Source organism: Spiroplasma taiwanense CT-1 (assembly GCF_000439435.1).
GTDB classification, from domain to species: Bacteria; Bacillota_I; Bacilli_A; order Mycoplasmatales; family Mycoplasmataceae; genus Spiroplasma_A; species Spiroplasma_A taiwanense.
The window spans coordinates 603,788-625,798 of record NC_021846.1 but is presented as its reverse complement, the minus strand read 5'-3'; the positions used below and the strand labels follow the sequence as shown (position 1 = coordinate 625,798).

General features: G+C 23.0%; 25 protein-coding genes and 1 pseudogene. 25 read left to right on the top strand and 1 reads right to left on the bottom strand.

Translation table 4 applies throughout. The features are described from left to right. Positions 1–9: 9 nt before the first annotated feature. From STAIW_RS03220 to STAIW_RS03190, 7 genes are all read left to right on the top strand, one after another. Positions 10–228: a YneF family protein gene (locus STAIW_RS03220; protein WP_020834417.1), complete on the top strand. Its 219-nt coding sequence runs from the start codon at positions 10–12 to the stop codon at positions 226–228. Positions 229–525: 297 nt separating this feature from the next. Beyond that, positions 526–768: a hypothetical protein gene (locus STAIW_RS03215; protein ID WP_020834416.1), complete on the top strand. Its 243-nt coding sequence runs from the start codon at positions 526–528 to the stop codon at positions 766–768. Positions 769–798: 30 nt separating this feature from the next. Continuing rightward, a complete protein-coding gene (locus STAIW_RS03210; protein WP_020834415.1) occupies positions 799–2,853 on the top strand; it encodes a PTS transporter subunit EIIC in 2,055 nt (684 codons plus the stop codon). A gap of 288 nt (positions 2,854–3,141) precedes the next feature. Next, a complete protein-coding gene (locus tag STAIW_RS03205; protein WP_020834414.1) occupies positions 3,142–3,651 on the top strand; it encodes a hypothetical protein in 510 nt (169 codons plus the stop codon). A 34-nt stretch (positions 3,652–3,685) separates the two neighbouring features. Then, the gene (locus tag STAIW_RS03200) at positions 3,686–4,366 is read left to right on the top strand and encodes a hypothetical protein (RefSeq protein ID WP_020834413.1); all 681 of its coding nucleotides are present in this window, start codon (positions 3,686–3,688) and stop codon (positions 4,364–4,366) included. After that, positions 4,367–4,567, top strand: a complete 201-nt coding sequence (locus STAIW_RS03195) for a hypothetical protein (protein WP_020834412.1) — start codon at positions 4,367–4,369, stop codon at positions 4,565–4,567. It begins immediately after the preceding gene. A 167-nt stretch (positions 4,568–4,734) separates the two neighbouring features. Then, entirely contained in the window at positions 4,735–5,484 is a 750-nt protein-coding gene (locus STAIW_RS03190) for a hypothetical protein (protein ID WP_020834411.1), read from the top strand. 33 nt (positions 5,485–5,517) lie between these two features. On the opposite strand, the gene STAIW_RS03185 is transcribed toward STAIW_RS03190, so the two are convergent. Beyond that, complete coding sequence (locus STAIW_RS03185) at positions 5,518–7,389, bottom strand: ABC transporter ATP-binding protein (RefSeq protein ID WP_169522265.1); 1,872 nt, start codon at positions 7,387–7,389, stop codon at positions 5,518–5,520. 206 nt (positions 7,390–7,595) lie between these two features. Between STAIW_RS03185 and STAIW_RS03180 the strand changes: the two genes are divergently transcribed. The 18 genes and pseudogenes from STAIW_RS03180 (at position 7,596) to STAIW_RS03105 (ending at position 21,924) form a co-directional block, all read left to right on the top strand. Continuing rightward, a complete protein-coding gene (locus STAIW_RS03180) occupies positions 7,596–8,033 on the top strand; it encodes a MarR family winged helix-turn-helix transcriptional regulator (protein WP_020834409.1) in 438 nt (145 codons plus the stop codon). 92 nt (positions 8,034–8,125) lie between these two features. After that, positions 8,126–10,333 carry a hypothetical protein gene (locus tag STAIW_RS03175; RefSeq protein WP_020834408.1) on the top strand — a complete coding sequence of 736 codons (2,208 nt, stop codon included), beginning with the start codon at positions 8,126–8,128 and terminating at the stop codon, positions 10,331–10,333. Then, positions 10,333–10,851, top strand: a complete 519-nt coding sequence (locus tag STAIW_RS03170) for a hypothetical protein (RefSeq protein WP_020834407.1) — start codon at positions 10,333–10,335, stop codon at positions 10,849–10,851. The genes STAIW_RS03175 and STAIW_RS03170 overlap by 1 nt, the downstream gene beginning before the upstream one ends. 130 nt (positions 10,852–10,981) lie before the next feature. After that, on the top strand, positions 10,982–11,281 hold the full coding sequence (locus tag STAIW_RS03165; protein ID WP_020834406.1) for a hypothetical protein: 300 nt from the start codon (positions 10,982–10,984) through the stop codon (positions 11,279–11,281). Positions 11,282–11,283: 2 nt separating this feature from the next. Beyond that, on the top strand, positions 11,284–12,420 hold the full coding sequence (locus STAIW_RS03160) for a hypothetical protein (RefSeq protein ID WP_020834405.1): 1,137 nt from the start codon (positions 11,284–11,286) through the stop codon (positions 12,418–12,420). A gap of 205 nt (positions 12,421–12,625) precedes the next feature. Continuing rightward, a pseudogene (locus STAIW_RS03155) lies at positions 12,626–13,462 on the top strand (SUMF1/EgtB/PvdO family nonheme iron enzyme). Positions 13,463–13,474: 12 nt separating this feature from the next. Next, positions 13,475–13,777, top strand: coding sequence for a TSUP family transporter (locus STAIW_RS03150; RefSeq protein WP_020834402.1), 303 nt, complete (start codon positions 13,475–13,477; stop codon positions 13,775–13,777). After that, positions 13,752–14,114: a sulfite exporter TauE/SafE family protein gene (locus STAIW_RS03145; RefSeq protein ID WP_020834401.1), complete on the top strand. Its 363-nt coding sequence runs from the start codon at positions 13,752–13,754 to the stop codon at positions 14,112–14,114. Before STAIW_RS03150 ends, STAIW_RS03145 begins: the two co-directional genes overlap by 26 nt. A 190-nt stretch (positions 14,115–14,304) precedes the next feature. Next, positions 14,305–15,993: a PTS glucose transporter subunit IIA gene (locus STAIW_RS03140; protein ID WP_041618856.1), complete on the top strand. Its 1,689-nt coding sequence runs from the start codon at positions 14,305–14,307 to the stop codon at positions 15,991–15,993. Next, the gene (locus tag STAIW_RS06205; protein ID WP_169522264.1) at positions 15,953–16,102 is read left to right on the top strand and encodes a hypothetical protein; all 150 of its coding nucleotides are present in this window, start codon (positions 15,953–15,955) and stop codon (positions 16,100–16,102) included. The genes STAIW_RS03140 and STAIW_RS06205 overlap by 41 nt, the downstream gene beginning before the upstream one ends. Before the next feature lie 80 nt (positions 16,103–16,182). After that, the gene (locus STAIW_RS03135) at positions 16,183–16,914 is read left to right on the top strand and encodes a hypothetical protein (RefSeq protein WP_020834400.1); all 732 of its coding nucleotides are present in this window, start codon (positions 16,183–16,185) and stop codon (positions 16,912–16,914) included. A 27-nt stretch (positions 16,915–16,941) separates the two neighbouring features. Then, positions 16,942–17,496, top strand: coding sequence for a hypothetical protein (locus tag STAIW_RS03130; RefSeq protein WP_020834399.1), 555 nt, complete (start codon positions 16,942–16,944; stop codon positions 17,494–17,496). Further along, positions 17,471–17,902: a hypothetical protein gene (locus STAIW_RS03125; protein ID WP_020834398.1), complete on the top strand. Its 432-nt coding sequence runs from the start codon at positions 17,471–17,473 to the stop codon at positions 17,900–17,902. Before STAIW_RS03130 ends, STAIW_RS03125 begins: the two co-directional genes overlap by 26 nt. Beyond that, positions 17,883–18,059: a hypothetical protein gene (locus STAIW_RS06200; protein WP_169522263.1), complete on the top strand. Its 177-nt coding sequence runs from the start codon at positions 17,883–17,885 to the stop codon at positions 18,057–18,059. The genes STAIW_RS03125 and STAIW_RS06200 overlap by 20 nt, the downstream gene beginning before the upstream one ends. Positions 18,060–18,967: 908 nt before the next feature. Then, entirely contained in the window at positions 18,968–20,017 is a 1,050-nt protein-coding gene (locus STAIW_RS03120; protein ID WP_148285976.1) for a hypothetical protein, read from the top strand. Between the two features lie 88 nt (positions 20,018–20,105). Further along, entirely contained in the window at positions 20,106–20,717 is a 612-nt protein-coding gene (locus tag STAIW_RS03115) for a hypothetical protein (protein ID WP_020834394.1), read from the top strand. A 62-nt stretch (positions 20,718–20,779) separates the two neighbouring features. Beyond that, positions 20,780–21,478: a UPF0236 family transposase-like protein gene (locus STAIW_RS03110; RefSeq protein WP_020834393.1), complete on the top strand. Its 699-nt coding sequence runs from the start codon at positions 20,780–20,782 to the stop codon at positions 21,476–21,478. Positions 21,479–21,498: 20 nt separating this feature from the next. Next, a complete protein-coding gene (locus STAIW_RS03105; protein ID WP_169522262.1) occupies positions 21,499–21,924 on the top strand; it encodes a hypothetical protein in 426 nt (141 codons plus the stop codon). Positions 21,925–22,011: the final 87 nt, after the last annotated feature.

Here is a 22,011-nt window from a genome sequence, read left to right as displayed (position 1 = left end):
ATATTAACTATGATAGCATGATGAGGAGCTTTGTTAATTGGAATAGCAGCAGCTGTTGTTGGAGGAATAATTGGTTTTGTAATTACAAGAAAAGTAATTCAAAAACAATTAAGAGATAATCCTCCAATTAATGAAAATCAAATAAGAGCAATGTATAGAAGTATGGGAAGAAAACCTACAGAAACAGACATTAAAAAAACAATGAATGCTGTTAAAAGAGGTAAATAAAAAAATAATTATAAGGAACAATATTTTATATTGTTCCTTTTTAATTTAAATTGGAATCAAAAATATTTTAAAATACAAAAATAATTTATATTTTAAAATAAGTAAATCATTTAACCAATTATAAAAATATTTTTATAATATAATAATAAAAATGCTAGATTTTCAATTAGATTTCTAAAAAAATTAACATATTTGGAGAAAATATTGCTTTTCTTTTATATTTCTTTATTATTATAAGTGAGATTAGTCTCACTAAAAATTAAAGGTATGAATTACTAAATAGAAAGGTATAAAATTATGACAAATGAACAAATAATTTCTATTAGTGGACTGGTTAGTTCTTTTGTAATTTTAATTATTTTAATTGTAGTTTATTACTGAATTAAAAATAATAGAAATTATGTTCAGTCTAATTTAGCAGGAAAATCAAATAGAGATAATATTTGAAATTTTTTGAAAAAAAATATTTTATTTTTTTCAATTCTATTAATGGTAGTAATAGTAATTACTTTTATTGCAATGACAATTCAAGCCTTTTAAATTTGAAATATTACTAGAAAGGAATAAATAATGAAAACAGATATTACAGAAAAAGTGATAGATCAAAATAAAGTTGTTTTCTTTTCAAAACAGTGATGAAAAAATTTTGGAAAAAGAATTTCACCAACTTTATCAAAACTAAGTAAAGCTTTTTTACTTCCAATTGCATTATTGCCAATTGCAGGTATATTTTTGGGTGTTGGGGCAGCTATTTCTTCAAATAGTCCTGATGCATCATTTGGGTTTTATTTAGGATCAACTATGAATAAAATGGGTGATGTTTGCTTTGGAAATTTACCAATTTTATTTGCTATTTCAGTTGCTATGGCATATACAAAAGATTCTGGTGTTGCTGCAATTACAGCTGTTGTTGGATTTTTAGTTTTAAACGGAATGCAAGCAGCTTTATTACACAGCCAAACTGTTGAAAATAATGTTTATGCTGCTTTAACAGATATTGATGGAAAAATTTTAGGATTTGCATCATATTCAAATGGAGAATGAGCAGCTTGAGTTGGGGATACCCCAGGAGTTGGACAAAATATTACTTACTTTAGTAGTAGTGTTGCACCAACAGTTGGGGGTGTTATTGACAGTAATACAATAATGTTAAACTCAAATTTAGAAAAAATTGATGGAGCAGGAAAAATCCTTTACTCACTATTATGAATAAATGGAATTCCTAATGGATTAATTACTTCAAATTTAGGAGTTAATTCATTAAATACTGGAGTTTTTGCAGCAATCTTTGTTGGTGCAATTTCTGCATACGCTTATAACAAATTTCATGCAATTCAATTGCCAAGTGCAATTAGTTTCTTTAGTGGAACAAAATTTGTACCAATTATTGCATTTATGTTAGTTGTACCATTATCATTTATATTTATGTTCCTATGACCATATTTAGGTCAAGGTCTTGCTTGATTTGGACAAAAATCAGGAGAAATAGGATATGGAGTAGATTCATTTGTATTTGAGATAATTGAAAGATCTCTTGTACCATTTGGATTACACCACGTATTTTATGCTCCATTATGATGAACAAACGCAGGAGGTTCAATTGCAGAAGCTTTTAATAATGTAAAAGATGCAACTGAACAACAAAGATTACTTGACTTATATAATTCATTTTTCAAAAATAATACTTTTACAAGTTGAGCTAATTTAAGAGAAGCTATTGCAAAAACTTCACTTTGAGGGGCAATGGGTGATCAAAATATGGCTTATGCTGTAAATGGTAACTTAGATATAATGAATTATACTTTCTTACAAGAATTAGGATTAAATATTGGAAGATTCCAAAGTGGTAAATTTGGATTTATGTTATTTGGATTACCAGCAGCTGGAGTTGCTATGTTCTTAAATGTTCCAAAAGAAAATAGAAAATCAGTAATGGGAATTTATTTCTCTGCTGCATTTACTTGTTTCTTAACAGGAATTACAGAACCATTAGAATATACTTTCTTATTCTTAGCTCCTTGATTATTCTATGGAGTACATATGCCATTAGCTGCTTTCTCATTCTTATTTGCAGGTTTATTACAAACACATGTAAGTATGACAGTTAGTGGTGGATTTATTGATTATATTGTCTTTGGATTAATTCCATTCTTTGGTAATAATGCAATGGGTGCATGAAATGTATTTGGTGTATTATTAGTTGGAGTTGCAATGGCATTTGCATACTTCTTTGCATTCTATTTTGCAGTAAAATATGGAAATGTTATGGTTCCAGGTAGAGAAGGTAAAGTTGACTTTAAATTATTTAACAAAGCTGACTTTAAAGCTAAAAAAGAAGGAAAAGGTGCAGAGGCAGAAGAAGCAAGAGTTGCTAAAGCTGCAAAAATTATTGAATTCCTTGGAGGGCCTGACAACATTGTTGATGTTGATTCATGTGCTTCAAGATTAAGATTAACTGTAAAAGATTCTTCAATAGCAGATCTAAATGGAATTAAAGCACTTGGAGGAACTACTGGAAGTCTTGTAAAAGGAAACAGTATTCACATAGTTTATGGTGGAGAACAAGAAGCAATTAAACCAAGAATGAATAAACTACTTGAAGAGATGAGAAATAAATCTAGTTAATAATTTTATAATTTAGAAATAAAAAATCTATGAAATTTAATTTTATAGATTTTTTTATTTTTTATTAAAAAAACTAATTTTAAATTTTAAAAATCTTATGGTACTTTTTTTCAAAGTAAAATATCTTAATTTTTTTAAAAAATTTGAAAATATAGTGAAACTAAAGGAGGAATAAAAATAATTTAGTTTGATTTAACAAATTACAAATGTAAATAAGTTTGCATTTAAAAAACTAAAATATAAATATAAATATAAAAATGCAAATTTAAAATATAAAGGAAAAAAAATATGAATTTTTTATTAGCAACTTTATTTTCATTAGGTACTTTAACAAATACTGTACCATTATTAAATAATCAGGAAAATTCAATTAATAAAAAAGAAATTGATCAAAAAGAAGATATCTCAAAATTTAAATTAAAGCCAAATAGTATTTCTATAAAAAATGATGAAAAAAATATTAGAAATTACGTATATTTACAATTAATTAAACAATACCCAGAAGATATTGCATTTCTAAGTGATGTTTGATTAAATAAAAATAATTACATTATTGAAGGTGAAGATTTTACTATTCTCAAAAATTCAATTGGCAATAAATATGAAATATTAATATTTGCTTTACCAACTAATTCGTTATTTAAAGGTTTTACTTGATTTAATGTTTGATTAGTTCCATTTGAGCAAGGTATCGATTTATCAGAATTTGATAAATTTTTTGATCCAAATAATTCAAAAAATCAAACAACAATAATGATGAAAAAAAAATGAAATTCCTGAATCATTAAATTTAAATAAAACAGATGCATTAAAAGCTATTGATGATTTTTTGATGCCAAAAATAAATAATATTTGAGGAAATAATAACTATGATAAATTATTACAAAATAATTCTAAAAATTTAAATGTAAAAATAAAATCACCATATAAAAGCAGTGGTTATACTGAAGCTTATTTCGAAGTAATAATTAATTCAACAAATTTTGTTAATTTTAATCATAATTCTTTAAATGCAATTGTTCATGTTACATATGACTATAGCAGTTTAAATCGTCAAATTTTTCATAAAATAAATAAAAAAATTAGTTCAAATTGAAGTACGCTTAATACATATTTTTGAGAAAATAATAATATTTGATATAAAGCTTTAAATTTGAAAGACTACTTAACAGATGAGCAAAAACAAACAGCCAATTATGATTACTTTAAAGCTTTTACAAATAAATTTAAAAATTTAAAATTTAATGTAAATGGTTATGATAACATTAAAAATTATTCAAATTTTTCATTAGAAAAAATGAAATTAAATGTTGAACAAAAAGTGGAATTAATAAAATTTAAAAAAACTAGTTTTGGTGTATATTCAGAAGTTGATAGTGATATAACAGTTAGAATAAATTTAAATTATGATTTGGAATATAAAATTTATGGTTCTATAGGAGTTACAGGTTTTGGTAGTAAATGACAAAATACTTCATTAGATTTAAAAATTTTAAAATGAGAAATAAAATAAATGAAGAAAATTATTAAAAGCATTTTTGTGTTATATCTTACTTTTATACCTATAACTTTTGTAAATTCATGTTCTAATACAAGTTTTGTATATGATCCACCAGTTTATGAAAAATCACCAAATTTTGAAAAAATTTTTTTAAAAAAAGTACAGGAATTATATGAAGATGGAAACTTTAAAAATATGGAAGACTTAATTTAAAAAACAGAAATCTTAAAAGAAAATTTTACAAAACTTTATAATGTAAAATTTTATGATAAATTTTATTTATCTCTTAATATAAATAAAAATGATATTTATTTTAAATTAATTTATGATGACACTTTTAAAGGTGTAAATTATAAAAAAATTGAAGTTAATATTATGGGTTGAATGAATGTCATTTCAATATAAATGAAATAAAAACTGAAAAATTTGATATTATACTTAATTACAGTAGTAATGGTTTTAAAACTTCTAATGAAAATATAATTGAAGTAAAAAATGATGGACAAAAAAATTGATTTCATTTAGAGGGTGTCAAAAACTATAAAAAATTGAAATTATCTTTTAATATAATTGAAAATACTATTTTCAAATCAGACTACTTAAATTTTTCTAATAAAAGTAAATTTACTTTGCATGGATATTTTGAAATAGGGTGAGAAAATAATGATTTATATGTTATTGGTTTAAATAATAAATTACCAGAATATTATGAAAAGTTATTTATTAGTGAAGCTACAACAAATTCATTTAATTGAATTACTCTATATATAAATTCAAATTTTAATGCAAAAAAAATGAAAATATCTGTTGATGAAAAATCTAAAAAAGGTTGATGTAATACTGAGGTTAATGATTGCAAAGTTATGGTTAAAGAAAGTTTATTTTTAAGAGTGGAAAATTATATTCCAAAAAATAAAAATGAAAGACAATTTGAATTATGAAGAAATAGAAGTTTTATTAATGATTATGAAAATTCAAATCAAAAAAATATAATTGAACAGCAAGATGGTAATAATTATATTATTGAAATTCCTTACTTTGGTTTTAAAGAAGATTTTATAATTGTTCCAATAGTAGATTTAGATTTACAAATTCATAAATTAACCTTAGAAACATTATTTAAAATTTAATAAAAAAGAACCTCATAATATTATGAGGTTCTTCTATTTTGAAAGTTGATATAATGTTTTGAATAAACCGTCAATAGAAATTAATTTTTCAAAATTTCCAATTTCAACAATTCCTTTATTTTGTTCTAATACATAAATTTCATCAAATTTTTTTATTGTACTTAATCTATGAGCAATTGAAATGGTTGTTCTTCCTTCCATTAATTTTTCAAGTTCACTTTGAATTTCTGCTTCAACAATATTATCAAGTGCACTTGTAGCTTCGTCTAAAATTAAAATTTCAGGGTCTTTTAAAATTAATCGTGCAATAACTAGTCTTTGTTTTTGTCCACCACTTAATTGTGCTCCACGTTCATATAAAACAGTTTCATAATTTTCTGGTCAACTCATAATTAAGTCATGTATTTTTGCTTTTTTACAGGCCTCAATAATATCATCTTGAGTTTTATTTTCTAAACCATAACTTACATTTTCATAAATATTTCCACTTAAAATTTGGGGCTCTTGATCAACATAACCAATTTTATCTAATCAAGATTTTAAATTCAATTTTTTAAAATCTAATTTGTTATTTATCAGTATTTCTCCATCTTGTGGATCATAAAATCTTAATAATAATTTTGCAATTGTTGATTTTCCACTACCAGTTGGTCCAACAAAAGCATATTTTTTTCCTCTTACTAAATTTATATTAAAATTTTTAATTACATATTCATTTGATTCAGAATATACAAAACCAACATTTTTTAATTCTATAGAATTAATTTTTTCATTAATCATTAAAGTATTATTTTTTTCAATAAATATTTCACTATTTATTAAATTACTAATATTTACAGCAGAAACTCTGGCTTGAGGAGCATCACCAATTATTTGTCTTAGTTGCATAATTGGAATTGTCATTACAATAACGCCTGCTGTAAAAGAGGTCATTATACTAATAAGCGCTTGTGTTTCATTATAAAATAGAAATACTCCAAATATAATTGATGCCATTGAGAAACTTCCAATTCCCCCAATTATTAATGCAGAAGGGATTTCAGAAGCAAAGAATTTTTTCTTTTTTTTCTTTCCAACATGATTGATCATATCATCAAAATTTTTTTTCTCTTTTTCAAAAGTTCCAACTGATTTAATTAGTCTGATATTATAAATTTTTTCACTAAGTTCATTATCAAGTCCCTGTGAAATTTTACTAATTTTTCTTGTAGAACTATTTGAAATTAAAATAGTAATAAAAATTATTAGCATAAATACTAGTAATAAACCAAAAACACATAAAGCTAATTTTCAGCTTATATTAAACATAACAATTGCTGAAAATAAAATTGTAATAATTGATAAGAAATAGATAATTGGTGCTTCTTTAATATATGAAGTAACAATTGAGCTATCTTTTACTATTGTTGAAATTAATTGACCTGATTTATTTGAATTAAAATAATGTAAATCTTGAAGAATTATTTTATTTATTAATTTTCTTTTTAAATCATTTTCATAAGCTTGAGCGATAAAACCACTTGTAATAAAATTAAAATATGAAAGTACTACTATAATACTTACATCACCAATCATAGTAAATGAAAGTGAATAAAGATTAAATTTCATATTTCAAAAAACCAAATATAAGTTTTTGCCATCATCATAATAAACAAAATCATAAAAGAATTTTTGAATTATTTGTTCATAGACATTTGAACCAAAATTTAAACTTTTTCAAATTTCATCAATTTGACTTTGAGTATAATCTAAACCTAATTTTTGAATTATTTCATAAATATCTGTTGTATTCATTGATAACATTGAATCCAATACACTTTTTGAGACTAATAGTGCTGTAATATATTCAATTGCTTTAATATTTCAAATAAAAAGTAAAGCAATAGTTATTGTTAAAATAAACATTAAAAAAGTTAAGAATTTTTTATTTTTTAGTGCACTGAATAAATGCGTGTATAGTTCAATTTTTTTCCTTTTTTTAATAAGCATTTTATTATTTTCTCCTTTATTTTGTTTATAATAAATTATGGTAGTAACATTTTTTATTTCAAATAAATTAACTTATTTCATATGAAACAAGTTAATCATATAATATCTATTAAGAGGTGTCAATGAAAAAACAATATAATTTAGATAATTTAAGCACTTTAGTTAAAGGAAATTTAGTAATTATTATTTTAAGTAAAAGAATAAGTTTAAAAATGATCAGAAAATACCAAGATCTTTATAGACTTGCATATTTACATTTAATGTTTATAAAACATGTGGAAGGAATAAGTCAAGTTGAACTAGCAGATTTAACAGACACAAATACTTCAACAATGCATAGAAATATTCAAAGCTTAATAAAAAATAATTACATTGAAAAAAAACTTTCTTCAAGAGCAAATGAAAATGAAATTTATTTGACTCAAAAGGGAGAAAGTGTTGTTAATGATATTATTGAATGAGTTAATGAATATGAAAAAGAAATGGGTTTTACAGAACAAAACACAAAAGAATTATCATTAATGTTTAAGATAATGATTAAAAAATATTCAAATTTTTAATCATTATCTAATTTAAAAAATAAAAAACTATTTTTTTGATATTATAAAAACATAAAAAACTTTATACTAATTTTTTAAGAAGGGTATTAAACATGAAAACCAAATTTTTGATATTTACTATTTTAGTATTTCAAACAGCTTTACTTATTTTAATAATTGTAACTTTTGCTTTAAAAAAAGATTTAACTAGAGATGTTTTTTTAGAAGGTTGTGAACATTCTAGCGAAACATCAACAGATATCTCTAATGAAAAAATTCATTCATTTGCAGCAGATGGGCTTGAAAATTTTGCTTTATATACTACTAATGAGAAAAGCAATAATTTGGAAAATGCCTCTTTTTATGGAAATTATGATAATTATTCTTATTGTGATAATTCAAATTATTCAATTGATTTATGAAATAATGATTTTTGAAATTCACAAATTGTTATAAAAAATGATATAAGTAACTTAAATTTATCTGTTGAATTGCAAAATAAAGAGGAATTAGAAGAAATTGGAATTGAAGTTAACTATGGATTTGCAGAATTTATTTATGCATCAGGTAGTAAATTATCTAATGGAATGTATAACCCTTATGGAATTAATAGAACTTTACTTGTTCCTGATAAGATGACTTCAAATAAGGCACTAAATAATGCTATTAAAAATAGAATTTATATTGTATATATTTCATTTAAATCAAATGATTTTTCAAAGTATCTTTCAACAAGTAATGAAAGTATAAAAGCAAAATTTAAAGTTTTTTCATCAAATCAAGAAAATTTAAATATATTTTCAAATATTTTAGATATTAATATAAATGCATTAAATTTATCATTTGATAATACAGTTTCTGATTATAATTTATTTCATTTTCCAGAGTGAAGTTCTTACTATTATAATAATGGAAAAGTACCAAGTACTATTTTAAATAAAAATGATATGAATGAATATATTGATTATAATTGAGAAAAATACTGAAAAAATGAATTTACTTATATGTCAGAAATGGGTATGAATTGATTTCAAATGAATATTTCAGAAAAATGAAATTCTAATTTTGGTGAAAAAGAATTAAATAATGGATGAGAAAATAGAAGAAAAGAAATGAATTTTATTCCTTGACAATATAAGGGTGATTTAAATACAGATAATTTATTTGGTAATGATATTGTTTTTGAAGAAATTGTAAATGATTTATATATTAGTGATGAAAGTTGAGCAACATTTGATAAATTTTTAAATTTAATGGTTGAAGTTGGAATGAAAAGGGGTATGTTAAATTCAATTAATACAGTTTGAGGCCAAAATCAAGGTGGTTTGATGATTTACAATGATAAAACTAAAAAATATTTTACTGCAAACAGTTCAATTTTAGATAAAAATGGTAAAAAATTTAATACTTGATGATTTGAGCAGTTTAAAAATCATATTGATTCAAAAAATCCTGATTGATTTGATAAGCTAGATTTGTATTTTTATATTGATGAAAAAGATAAGTGAACTACAACTCAACATAATAATTGAATGAAAGAAATTGATCCAGAAAAGAAATACTTAAAATTAGCTGTTTCTGATTGAGATAGAGACATTGATTATAATTATATTTCAGGTTATGACTTTGTTGATGAATTATGAATATATTTTTTAGATGTTTATAATGAAGCAAATCCAAATTTTAATAAATTGCTAAATAATAGAAATAAATTGGGATTAAAAACAGGTCAATATTCATTAGATGTTGATAACACGTTTAATTTACCAAAATCAGAACCAGGTATTTTGGGATATATGCAAATGGCACTATTACTACAAGGGTCTCCTTCATTCTTAAAATATGTAATAACAGGATGACAAAATGGAAATAATGTTTGAAGTTCAGATTTTGATGATTATCCATGAGTAGACTTAAATTATATTTCTGGAGATACAATGTGGGCTTATCCAAAATATGATCATGTTACTCAATCAGGTCAAATTGAGAGTGATTTAAGTGTTGAATTTCTTCCTTCAATTAGATTTGAGCAATTAAAAGTTGGTACAAATTTAACAAATAAATTTAATTTCTTAATTAACAAAGGAGTTTTAAATAAAAGTGATTTACAGTCTAATATATCAAGGGAACTAAAAAAAGGTCCAAAATTAAGTAATACTAAATTTGATTTTAATTATAGTGATACAAATTTTAAAAAGAATTTATATTTTAATAAGTCTTTTATTGAATATCAATTAAATCTATCTGATTATGATGAAATTCAAGGATATAAAAATCTAATTAACTTAATAAAAATATATTCAAGGGGAGAATTAAAGTAATGGCTTGATATTTAATATTGTTTGAGTATTTATCGTATTTTTCATTTACTAATTTTATTTTAATTAATTTATGAATTATTATTAATTATTTAAAAATTATTAAAATAAAAGAAACTAAAATATCCTACACTTATTTAGGTATAAATATTTTCTTTTTTTTATCTTTACTATTTATAAGTATTTTTTGATTTTTAATATTATTTAATCCAGAACTAATTTTAAAAGTAGACATTACAAATGAATTTTTTATCAAAAATTATATTATTTTATCTGCAGTTTATTTTATCTATGAAATTATTTTTGTAATATATATGATTCTATTTTGCAAGTATTTTTCAATATTAAAAATGGAAAATAATTCTCTTATGTTATTTGGAGAAAAAGTAGTAACTTTTGAAATTTTAAAAAGTTTTAAAAATTTTGTAATTTGTAAAAATTCAAATTCAAAATTCAAAAAAATAATTTTTATAAGAATGATTTTTAAAAAATCATTCTTATATAAAAGTTTTGAAAAATAGAAACTTTAGATTATTTATGAAAAATAAAATGTTTTTACTATTTGTAAAAAATATTTTATTTTTTTTTAAATCTTTTAGTTATTTTTTTTAGCAATAAAATAAATAAGAATAAAACTAAAAAGGGAAAAATATGTCATATTGTAAAGAGTCATTTTTATATTTAACAGATTTGGATAAAAAAATAAAAGAAAAAGAAGTAATTGCTAAAAAAAGAAAGAGTGAATTTGAAAAAAAGATTGGTGCAAAGAATTATTTAGAAGAAGAAATTGAGTTCTATAAAAGAGAAACTCAAGATCTTGAATTTGAAATAGAAATAATTAGAAAAATTATTAAAGATTGAAAACTTAAGAAAGAAAAATTATTGAAAAATAATTCAAAAGAAAAAAATAATATATTTAAACGTGAACATAAAATAGAAGGAAAAAAATAAATATGAAAAAAATAATATGGTTATTTGGAAGTATAGGCTTATTTTCTTTTCCAAGTATTACTGTAGTATCTTGTGAAGAAAAACAAAAAAATGAAGATTTAAGATTAGATTTAGAAAATTTAGATTTGAAAATTAATGCAGGCTCAAAAAAAGAATTTATTTTAGAGCAAGTGCTTGAAAATTTAAATAAATTAAATAATAAAAATGTATTTACTGCTGATAACTTTTCAATTAGTTACGAGAACGAATCTTTTGATAATGGTTTTCTTGTAGGAGACAAAATAATTACTATTTCTGCAAATAATAATGTCAATAATATTCTTAAAGGGGTTAAAAAAATAAAATCAAGCTTTTTAGAATTGGATGAATTAAATTTTGTTCCAAATGCAGGTTTCCTAAAAGAAGAAATAGAAAATAATTTTCAAAATAGTATTTCTTTATTTTTTAATAAATTTAATTATTTTTCTAAAAATGACTTTAATTTTATTTATGAAAAAAATTCATTTAATTTACTAAATGATCAAATTATGGAAAATAAAAATTTAATTGTAGAGTGTAAAGCAAACAATAAATTTTTTAGAGGTTCAAAAGAATATATAACTCAGAAATTTGATATATTTAATTTTTCAGTTATTATACAAGCAGGAAATAAAAGAAATGATATTTTGGAATTAGTCAAAAATCAATTAAATCTTTTATTAAAAATTGACCGTGTATCTTATGAAAAAGATTTTATGATAGATTTTCTAAAAGATTCTGCTATAGAGAATGATATTATAATTGCAAATAAAGAAGTAACAATAATTGCAATAGAAGATTCAGATTTTTTTAAGGGATCATTAACTGTTCAAACAACAAAAAAAGCAGTTATAATAGGAACAACAGATCAAGAATTTAAATGATATAAAAATTTACCATTTCAAAAAGTTAAAGTTATTATAAAAGATTGATTTTATAGACCATTTTCAAAAATTTTATCAAGTGATGTTTCTGTAGCTGAATTTTATTCAATTTCTTATAATGATACTAATAGTGAAGAAATATTTATTAATTTTAAAATCTATAAACTTGGTGAAACAGTAATAACACTTTTTTATCCAGGTACAGATAACTTTAGTTTCAAAATAACTATTATTTAATAATAAGTAAAAAAAGTAATTGTAGCAATTAAATTTAAATTAAACATGAATGAAAAAATAGTTCATGTATTTTTATTACTATATAAAATTATGCTAATTATTTTTTTATAGGGAAAAACACTTCTTTTATAAATGATATAATCAAATTAATTATAATGAAAGAAAATGGTGAATGTATGATTAAAATTAAGGGAAATAGTTTTTAATGGGCAATGAACAAATAAAAGATAAAACAGTTGATAATGATTCTCCAGCATTACTTGTTAAAGTAAATGATTTTAAAATTAGTGAAACACCAATTACAAATTTGGAATTTAAAGAATTTATTGATAAAACAAATTACATTACTGACGCGCAAAAATTTGGATTTAGTTATGTATTTTTTTCATTATTAAATGATGAACAAAGAAAAAAATATTCAAAAGTTCCAAATGCTGATTGATGATATGTTGTTACTCAAGCAACTTGAGATCATCCAGAAGGAATAGAAAGCAACATTGATAATAGGTGAGATTTTCCTGTTGTTCATGTTTCAAGAAATGATGCATTAGAATATTGTAAATGAGCAAATAAAAGATTGCCAACAGAAGCTGAATGAGAATATTCTGCTCGTGGTGGTTTACTAAATTCTATATATCCATGAGGAAATGATTTTCTTGATAGCAATAATGAAATGAGATGTAATATTTGAAAAGGAGAATTTAAATATAGTGAAACTACTAATTTTGAAACTAAAAATGGTGTAATAAAAGTAAAGAGTTTTGAACCAAATGGTTATGGACTTTATCAAATGGTTGGAAATATTTGAGAATGATGCTTAAATCCAGCAAGAATTGATTATAAATTTTTTAATGAAATGAGTGCTTTAAAAATGAAAGAATAATTTAGCTATAATTCAGATCAAATGTTTGCAATTAGAGGAGGGTCATTTTTATATCATGATTCTTATTGCAAAAGATATAAAGTTTATTCTAGAAATGGTGCTTCTGCTGCAACTTCATCAAGTAATACAGGATTTAGAGTTGTAGAAGATATAACTTAAGAGGTAATTAAAATGGGAACAATTGAAATTGTCATTTTATTACTTTTCTTAACATTATTAGTTTCTTTTTTAGGTTCAATTTCTGGAGTTGGTGGAGGAGTACTTTATGTTCCATTGCTTCTAGTTATTTTAACTACATATGCACTTGAAGAAATTAAATTTATATCGACTTTTTTAGTATTTATTAGTGCAACATTTAATGTAATTTTAGAGTGCTTTAAAAAAAATATAAATTATATAATAATAATATTTTTGACAATTGTGACTATTTTGCTTATTTTATCTGAATATGTTTTTAAAAAAAAGTTCAAATAAAATAATTTATAAAAAAAATTTCTTAATTATTAATATTAATAAAAAAAGTGAAACAAAAATTAATATGCTAAAAATATCTCTAATTACTTTTTTTGCAGGAATTATAACTTCATTAACTGGAATGAGTGGAGGACCAATTATTATGCCTGCTTTAGTTTTATTGTGTTATTTAAATATGAAAGAAGCTGCACCAATTAGTCACACAATAATAATGATCTCAAGTCTAATTAATTTAATTATAAAAAATGAGAATTTTACGAATTCTAGTATAACTTTAAACTTCTTATTACCGCTCTCTTTTGCAGCAATAATTTCAACTGTTTCTGCCTTTTTTTAAAAAAATATTTTACAAAAGAAATATATATAAAATGATTATTAATCATCTTAATATGAGCTTCAATAATTAAAATGATAATTGATATAGTTTAAAAATTACTTTCTATTAATGAAAGTAATTTTTTAGTTTCTTAATAAAATTGTTTTTTTTTTTTTTTATTGGAAAATTATTTTGAAAAGAGAATAATAAAATGGAAAAAATTCAGATATATGTACCAGTTGATTGTATTGCACATGATTTAAAAGAATTAAATGATGGATTATTTTCAACTAGAATGCTTGGAAATGGTTTTTGAATTGAACCACTAAATGGTTTTTTTAATTCACCATTAAAAAATTCAAAATTATCATTAGTAACTGATAAAAAACATGCATATTTTTTTGAAATAAATGAAAATGTAAATATTTTAATGCACATTGGTTTGGACACTGTAAAATTAAATGGTAAACCATTTAATCAATATGTTAAATTAGGTGACACAGTTAATTTAAATACAAAAATTGTTGATGTTGATTTACAAAGTATTAAAAATGAAGGATATGAATATAGTTGTCCAATAACAATTGATAATCAAAATAAAAATATTAATTATGAATTTATATTTAAAAATAAATTGAATTATAAAAAGGGAGAGTTAATAGGTACATTTATTGCAAATGTAAAAAATGAAGAAATAAATTTAAATATTGATCTTGAAAGTTATTTTAATCAAAAAGATTTTTACTCACAATTAGCTTTAAAATTAAATACTTTAGTTGGTTCAAAAGATAATTATAGTAAAGTTTATAATTGTATAACTAGATTAAGATTTACTGTAATAAATAAAACTAATGTTAAAGAATCAGAAATAAAAAATACTGAGGGAGTTAAAGGTTTAATTTGAAATGGAGTTGAACTTCAAATTGTAATTGGTCAAGATGTTTATAAAGTAAAGGATGAAATTGTTAAGTTAAATAATTCTTCTCAAGCAAATTTTGCAGTAAAAACAAATAATCAAAAAAACTCATTATTTAAAAGATTTTTTGGTGTAATTGGTGGAGTTATGGTTCCATTAATTCCTGTCTTAATTGCATCTGTAATGATGATGGGAATTGTATCTATTTTACAAATTGCAAAAGTAATGCCAAATGTACTTTATGAAACTCCACCAAATGGAATAATACCAGAAGGTTCTGTTTTGTTAAAAGATGCTAATGTATTTTTAGCAATTTTAAAAGTAATTTCAGATGCACCTTTAAAATTTTTAGATCTATTTGCTGCAATTACTGCTGCAAATTATTTTGGACTTTCACCAATAATTGGTTCTGCAATTGGTTTAGTTATTGCAAATCCTATTTTATTTAATGGTGGAAGTACTGTAAATGGACTTTATGGAACTGAATGAACATTATTTGAAACAGGAATTAATGGAAGTGTAAATGAAAACCCTGCGTGATATGGTCTTGCACAAATTAAAGTAATGCCTTTTACAAATAGACCATTTGTAATAATTTATGGAATATATCTTGCAAGTAAATTAGATGTTTGAATTAAAAGTTGAATTAAACCATCATTTGAAACAGTTTTTAGACCTTTATTAGTTATTTTCTCAATTGCACTAATAACATTCTTTATATTAGGATCAATTTACTATGTAATAGAACAAATTGTTTCTGAATTGTTTATTATTTGACACTTACACCATTTGGAATGGCACAAGCAATTCTTGCATATTTTGACCTTTAATGGTTATGATGGGAATGCATTTACCAATAATTACAATTTTAACTGCTGTTGCTCAAAAAGATGGGGGAGTTTCTTTCTTACAATCTGCTGTTGGAATGACACAATGGGGGTGTTTGGGAGCAATAATTGGATTGGCAATTATTTCAAAAAATAATAAAACTAAAAATGATTCAATTGCAGCAATTCCTTCTGGAATCTTTGGTATAACTGAACCTGCAATTTATGGTGTACTTTTTTCTTTAATGAATTATTTTCTCACATAGAAATATATGTACTTTCTATTAATAAATTAAAATTAATTAAAGCAGCATGCTATTCTACATTTATTTCAAAATTATATGGAATGTTAATTACAGATAAAAATGTAAAGCAAACATTTTCAAATAATTCTGGATATTCAATCGAAGAAAATCAAACACGAGAAACTAACCATTATCAAGATATATTTACTCCAAGCGCAATTAAGGCACTTAATCAAACTCAAATCAAACAACTATGAAAAGTATATTCAACATGAGAAGAAGTATTTTCTCATATTAAGGATAAAAATTTTGATTATATATACACAGCAGCTGAAATTGATGAATTAATTGAAATAATCAGAATTAAATCTGAAAATTTATTTAAAGATATTGCTGCTTATGTTGAAGATAGATTAGATAAATATAAAAAAGAATTAAGTCAAGATGGAGAGTTAATTAACAATATTGCAACTAAATTAGTAGATAATGAAGATTTAGTAAATAAATTTGAGGAAAAATTACAAATTAAATTCACTGAAAAATTAAATGAATTAGAAATTAAACAAAACGAATTAGAAATTAAACAAAACGAATTAGAAATTAAATTCACTGAAAAACTAAATTTACTAAGCAAAACATTACTTAATCCAAAAACAGTATTATTATCCGATCAGTTTTGAAAAGATAGATTAAAAAACGAAAGACCATTAAATTCTTTAATCATTATGTATGGTATTTATATTAATGATAATGGAAAAGTCCTTAAAGTTAATGGTCAAAGTACTATTACATCATTTACTATTATTAATGAAAGGGTCAAATTGAAAATATAAATTATATTTGAGTACCTGAATTTTTATATGATTATATGGTTTCTAATAGACTATAAAAGGAGAAAAATAATAGAAAATAATAAAATTGAAAAACCTAATTATACCTGACATTGCTCTATACCATTTAATAGAACTAAGAGAGATTATGTAAAAGATAGAGAAAGGTATGAAGATCAGTTTTTAAATCCAATTGAAAAAATTAGAAAGAAACAAGGTCAAATGATAAATAGCATTAGTGCTTTATTCATATTAATTATTACTACACTTTGAACTTTATTACCTTCTTTAATTGACTTACCATATTGACTAGAATGGGCTAATATGGGCATGGAAGGTTTTGGAGCTAATAATTGAGGTAATCAATTAATGCTTACTTTAATCCCAGGTGCCAGTGGCGCGCTACTGCATAATTTTCATAAATTTATTCCTAGTAAAAAGGCTAAGTTTACTGTAAATGCAATTATAAAACTTATTCCCGTTATTACATTAATTGTGTGTTGGTATCTAATCAAAACAGAAAAGAAAATAGTTCAATTAAAAAGATTGGAGAAACAAGATGGATCTACAACAAAAATGAATTAGTGAGTATAAAAAAACTCAAAATCTTAAAAAGCAGATTTTAGAATTAGAAAAAAAACATGGACTAAATTTAGCTTATAAAAATGACCTAGAAAAAGAAGTAATTGCAAAACAACAAGAAATTAAAAAAGAAACAAATAGAAAATTTAAAGAATACCAATTGCATCTAGAACAACAAAAAGGTATTTCAATTAAATATGAAGATGTTCAACAGAGTAAATTAATAAATTCTAATTTATTAGAAGAATTAGATACTTTAAAAAATCAGTTAGAAGAAACTACACATAAAGCTAATTCTTCTTATGATAAATGAAATTATTTAAAGAAGGCGATGGATACACCATCAATGGAGGAAATATATGCCAAAGATTCGCAAGAAGATAGACCCAGTGAATTACCACAGGTTTAAAAAAGATATAGAAGAAAACTATCAAAAAATAGAAGAAGAATATAATGAACTAGCTAAACAAAATGGTTGAAAAGATGGTAAAGCTAGAACATATGCAATGATGAAAAATTATATTTCATACATGAAAAAAGAACGTTTAGAATACGAAGGAGATTAATATGCCAAATCCTATGACTTTAAATCCAAATGAAATTATATATGAAGAAGATGATCAAATAGAAAGTCTTCCGAGCGGTCAAAGAAAGACATATTATCTTTATGAGCTTAAAAAACTTATAAAAGGTAAGACAGATTCGCTTTTAACTTTTTCACCAAATAGTGTAAATTTAGTAATTATTTATAAAGATGAGTATTTAAAATTTGAAACTTGAAGACCAGATGCTCAAACATATGAATATCGTACAAAACAATCTGTATCTAATATGGATGGTGAAGTTGATATTGCACAATACGAAAAAGAGAACGTATATTCATATTTGGATTTAACAGGTTCTTTAAATTTTGAAAATGGGAAGACATTTAAATACTCAAGAAATAAGTTATACATGGTATCTGAGTTCATTTTAGAAACAGATGATGACATTACTAATTTTGGTTATTTAATTCAAAAAATAGATGCAGATAGTCCATTGACAGATAATATGAATGGAAATAAAAATATCGAAATTGTAGATCTAAATACATGAGCTGCACGTGATAGTAATAATGCTATTTTTAGAATTGGTAAACAGTTAGATTCTCTTGAATTAAAGAAATTAAAAATAACTGCACCAAGTTCATTTTTACTTTCAAATTTAAAAGTATTAGGAGAAACAAAAGAGGGCATTGAGTTATTTCCTGAAATTATATCCAAAAGTGATTTAATACCCATTTGAGTTAATCCAATTGAAATCAATGATCAAGGAGAAGCTAATTTATTTAATTTTTGAATGATAGAAGATATTTTGCCTTGAGAGAAAGCAAAAGAATTTATAAATACTAAAGAAATAAATGATTTAATTGTAGATAATTCAGAAGAAACTGAAATAGAAATAGAAACCATACAAGGTAAAAATTTAAAAAAAATTGAGTTTGATTATAAGGGTCATTACACTGAAAAAAACATGAGTAATAACAGGTATTGGACAAGGTTATTGAGATACAAAAGAATTTTATCCTGAAAGAAAAACGCAGCAAATCCCTGGTAATAGTCCTTCATTTGAGAAACAAGATGGAAAAATTAAATATGCTAATAGTTATGAAAAATTACATTCTATTACACTATATAGAGAAAAAATTTTAATAACAAATAGTCTACTAAACTTATTATATGAAGTTCTTACTGCTAGTTATAATTATAAAAATAATTTTAAAGGTTCGGGATATAAAAATGATCAGACTGGTGAACTTAATGAAATGGCAAAATATAAACAAGAATTTGAAGGTAAAACAATTGTTGAATATATTGACGGTTTAGAAAAAAATTGAGAACAAAATTTTCCTGATTACATCGATAAAGAACAATACAAAAATTATAAATCTATTAGAGCAATGTTATCACATAACATATTTGGTTCTTTATCAATTAATCAAGGTTTAAATGAAGATAATAAAATTTTGTTACCTTGATTTTTTGAACTACAAACTAAACCTATATGAACTGGAACTATTGAAGATGATGGTACTGGGATTTGAAAATTTAAAGACTCAATTAAAGTTAAATTAAAAAGTTTATATTTTAATTTAGAAAATATTTTGAATGGTACAACTAATATTTCGCTAAAAAATACTATTTCAGATTCATTGACAATTAAGACAACTAAAAATAGATTCATTTGACCTTTTTTACCTAATCAAATTGATGAAACACAATTACCTTCATTATCTGTTAAAGATTTTAAATTAGAAGACGAAAACATAGGAAAATTTATTGTTCAAGTTTCAAAGGAGTGAATTAATTATTTTGGTAAAAAAGATGAATTATTTAAAATTAATTATCATAATATAATTAAATTAAATAACAATAACTTATTAGAATATAATTTTGAACTAAATACATTAAATCCAAAGCTAATAGATATCTCCGGAATTTATGGTTCAGGTAATTGAAAAAATAAAGTTAGTTGGCAAAAATAATAAGGTTATTTCAATAGATAATTTGACATTATTTAAAATTAATAAACAAAATATTACTAGGGTAAAAATGATAATATAATACATAGAGGTGAAAAAAATATTTAAAAAACTTTTATCTTTATTATCATTATCTGTATTAACGGCAACGCCAATGGCTGTAATTTCTTGTTCTAATGATAAATTAAGTTATTCTTTAACTAATGAGGATTTGTCTTTAATTACTGAAATATCAAAAAAAATTGATAATTTTAATATAGAAAAATCAATAATAGTTAAGGATTTTTTTGATAAATTGGATGACCAAAAGGTAGAAATATTTAATTCTTTTAAGAATGAAAAAATAAACTTTTATTCGGAAAAAGAATTTGAAAATAAATGAAATGAATTTAAAGATTTAGATATTTCAATTTATTTTTTTAATCCTAAATTTGATGTTACTTCCAATGAGGATTCAGAAGTTATTAAATATTCTTTATTGAATAAAAATGGCGAATATTTTGAAATGTTGCCAAGCGCATTGAATTTGTCTTTGGAAGAATTAGTTATGAATATTAAAAGTTCTAAATGAGAAATAGATCAATATGAAGAAATAATAAAATTTGCAATTATTGGTATTGGAAATTTGCAACCGAAACAAAATAGTGAAAATATAAATAATTGATATTGAGATGGTATAAAAGTTAATACTAAATTTGAATAGAGCATAAGCTCTATTTTTTATTTAATTAAATAATATAATTATTTAGAAAGGAGGTAAATAATATGTTATTTAATCGTAAGGAAGAATATAAATATTTATTAAACAAAAGAAAGGAAGAAATAGAGACTAGAGACATGGAACTTCTTGAAAATAGAGACAAAAAAAGATACATTCTCGTTAAAGTCAAATCCAGAACAATTACGACAGAGTTTGAAAATTTAACATTCGATAGACATATCTATAAACATTATATAAATAAAAAATGAAAATATACAGCACTAATTGATGAAGAATTAAAATTAAAGAAATGATCTAAACTGGATTCAAATTTAATTGAATTAATCAAAGAACAATTAGGTACTGGTAAACGTTATAGAGATATTATTGACATGTTTCCTGAAGCTCAATTATCACCAATGACTATTTCAAGAATCTTTAAATCTATAGAAAATCAAGATAAAAGAAATAAAGTTGAGAGGAAAGTTAATTTAGTTGATAAACAAAGAGTATATATTTTTGTTGATGATGCATTTGTTAATGTTGATAGATTTAAAAATAAATATAAATGAAGAAAATTAAAAAGAAATAAGGATACTCAAATAAGAGTAATTTCTTTTTGCACAGGTTTTGATATTAAAACAATTCATAAAAAGCGTAGAAAATTAAAAGATAAAAGAACTACATTTTTTATGGGAAAAGATGAAAAGTTAACAACTGAAGAACTAGCTATAAGAATTTATGAATTAGGATGCAATTTCTAGAAAACTTTGAAAATGCTAAATTGGTAGTTGGAGGAGATGGCGCTACTTGAATTAAGGAATTAGCTTCGTTTATGGGAGCTAACTATATTTTAGATAGATTTCATGCTGTTAGAGAATTTAGAAAGCTATTTTTGTTTAGTGGTAAATATCATGGTAAAGAATTATTTAAAATCGCCATAGATTTATTTTATTCAGGTAATTATGATGATCTAATAGAATTACTAGAAATTGAGGCTCCAAAAGAAGTCTTTAAATACTTTAAAAATAATAAGGTAGGAATAATCAATCAAGGTACAAAATGAAATATTGGAGTATCGGCTGAATCAGATGTTTCAAGGCTTGTAAAGTCTGCGTTGGGTTATGGAAGTAAAGTATATTCATTAACCGTATTAAAAAATATGCTCAATGAAAGAGCATATAAATTGAACAATAATTTAATCTTTTAATAATATGTAATTTAATAAATGACAAACAAATCTAAAAAATTTGTAATTTTTGTTTTGTTTAAATGTTAAAAAATGTATAATAAAAGT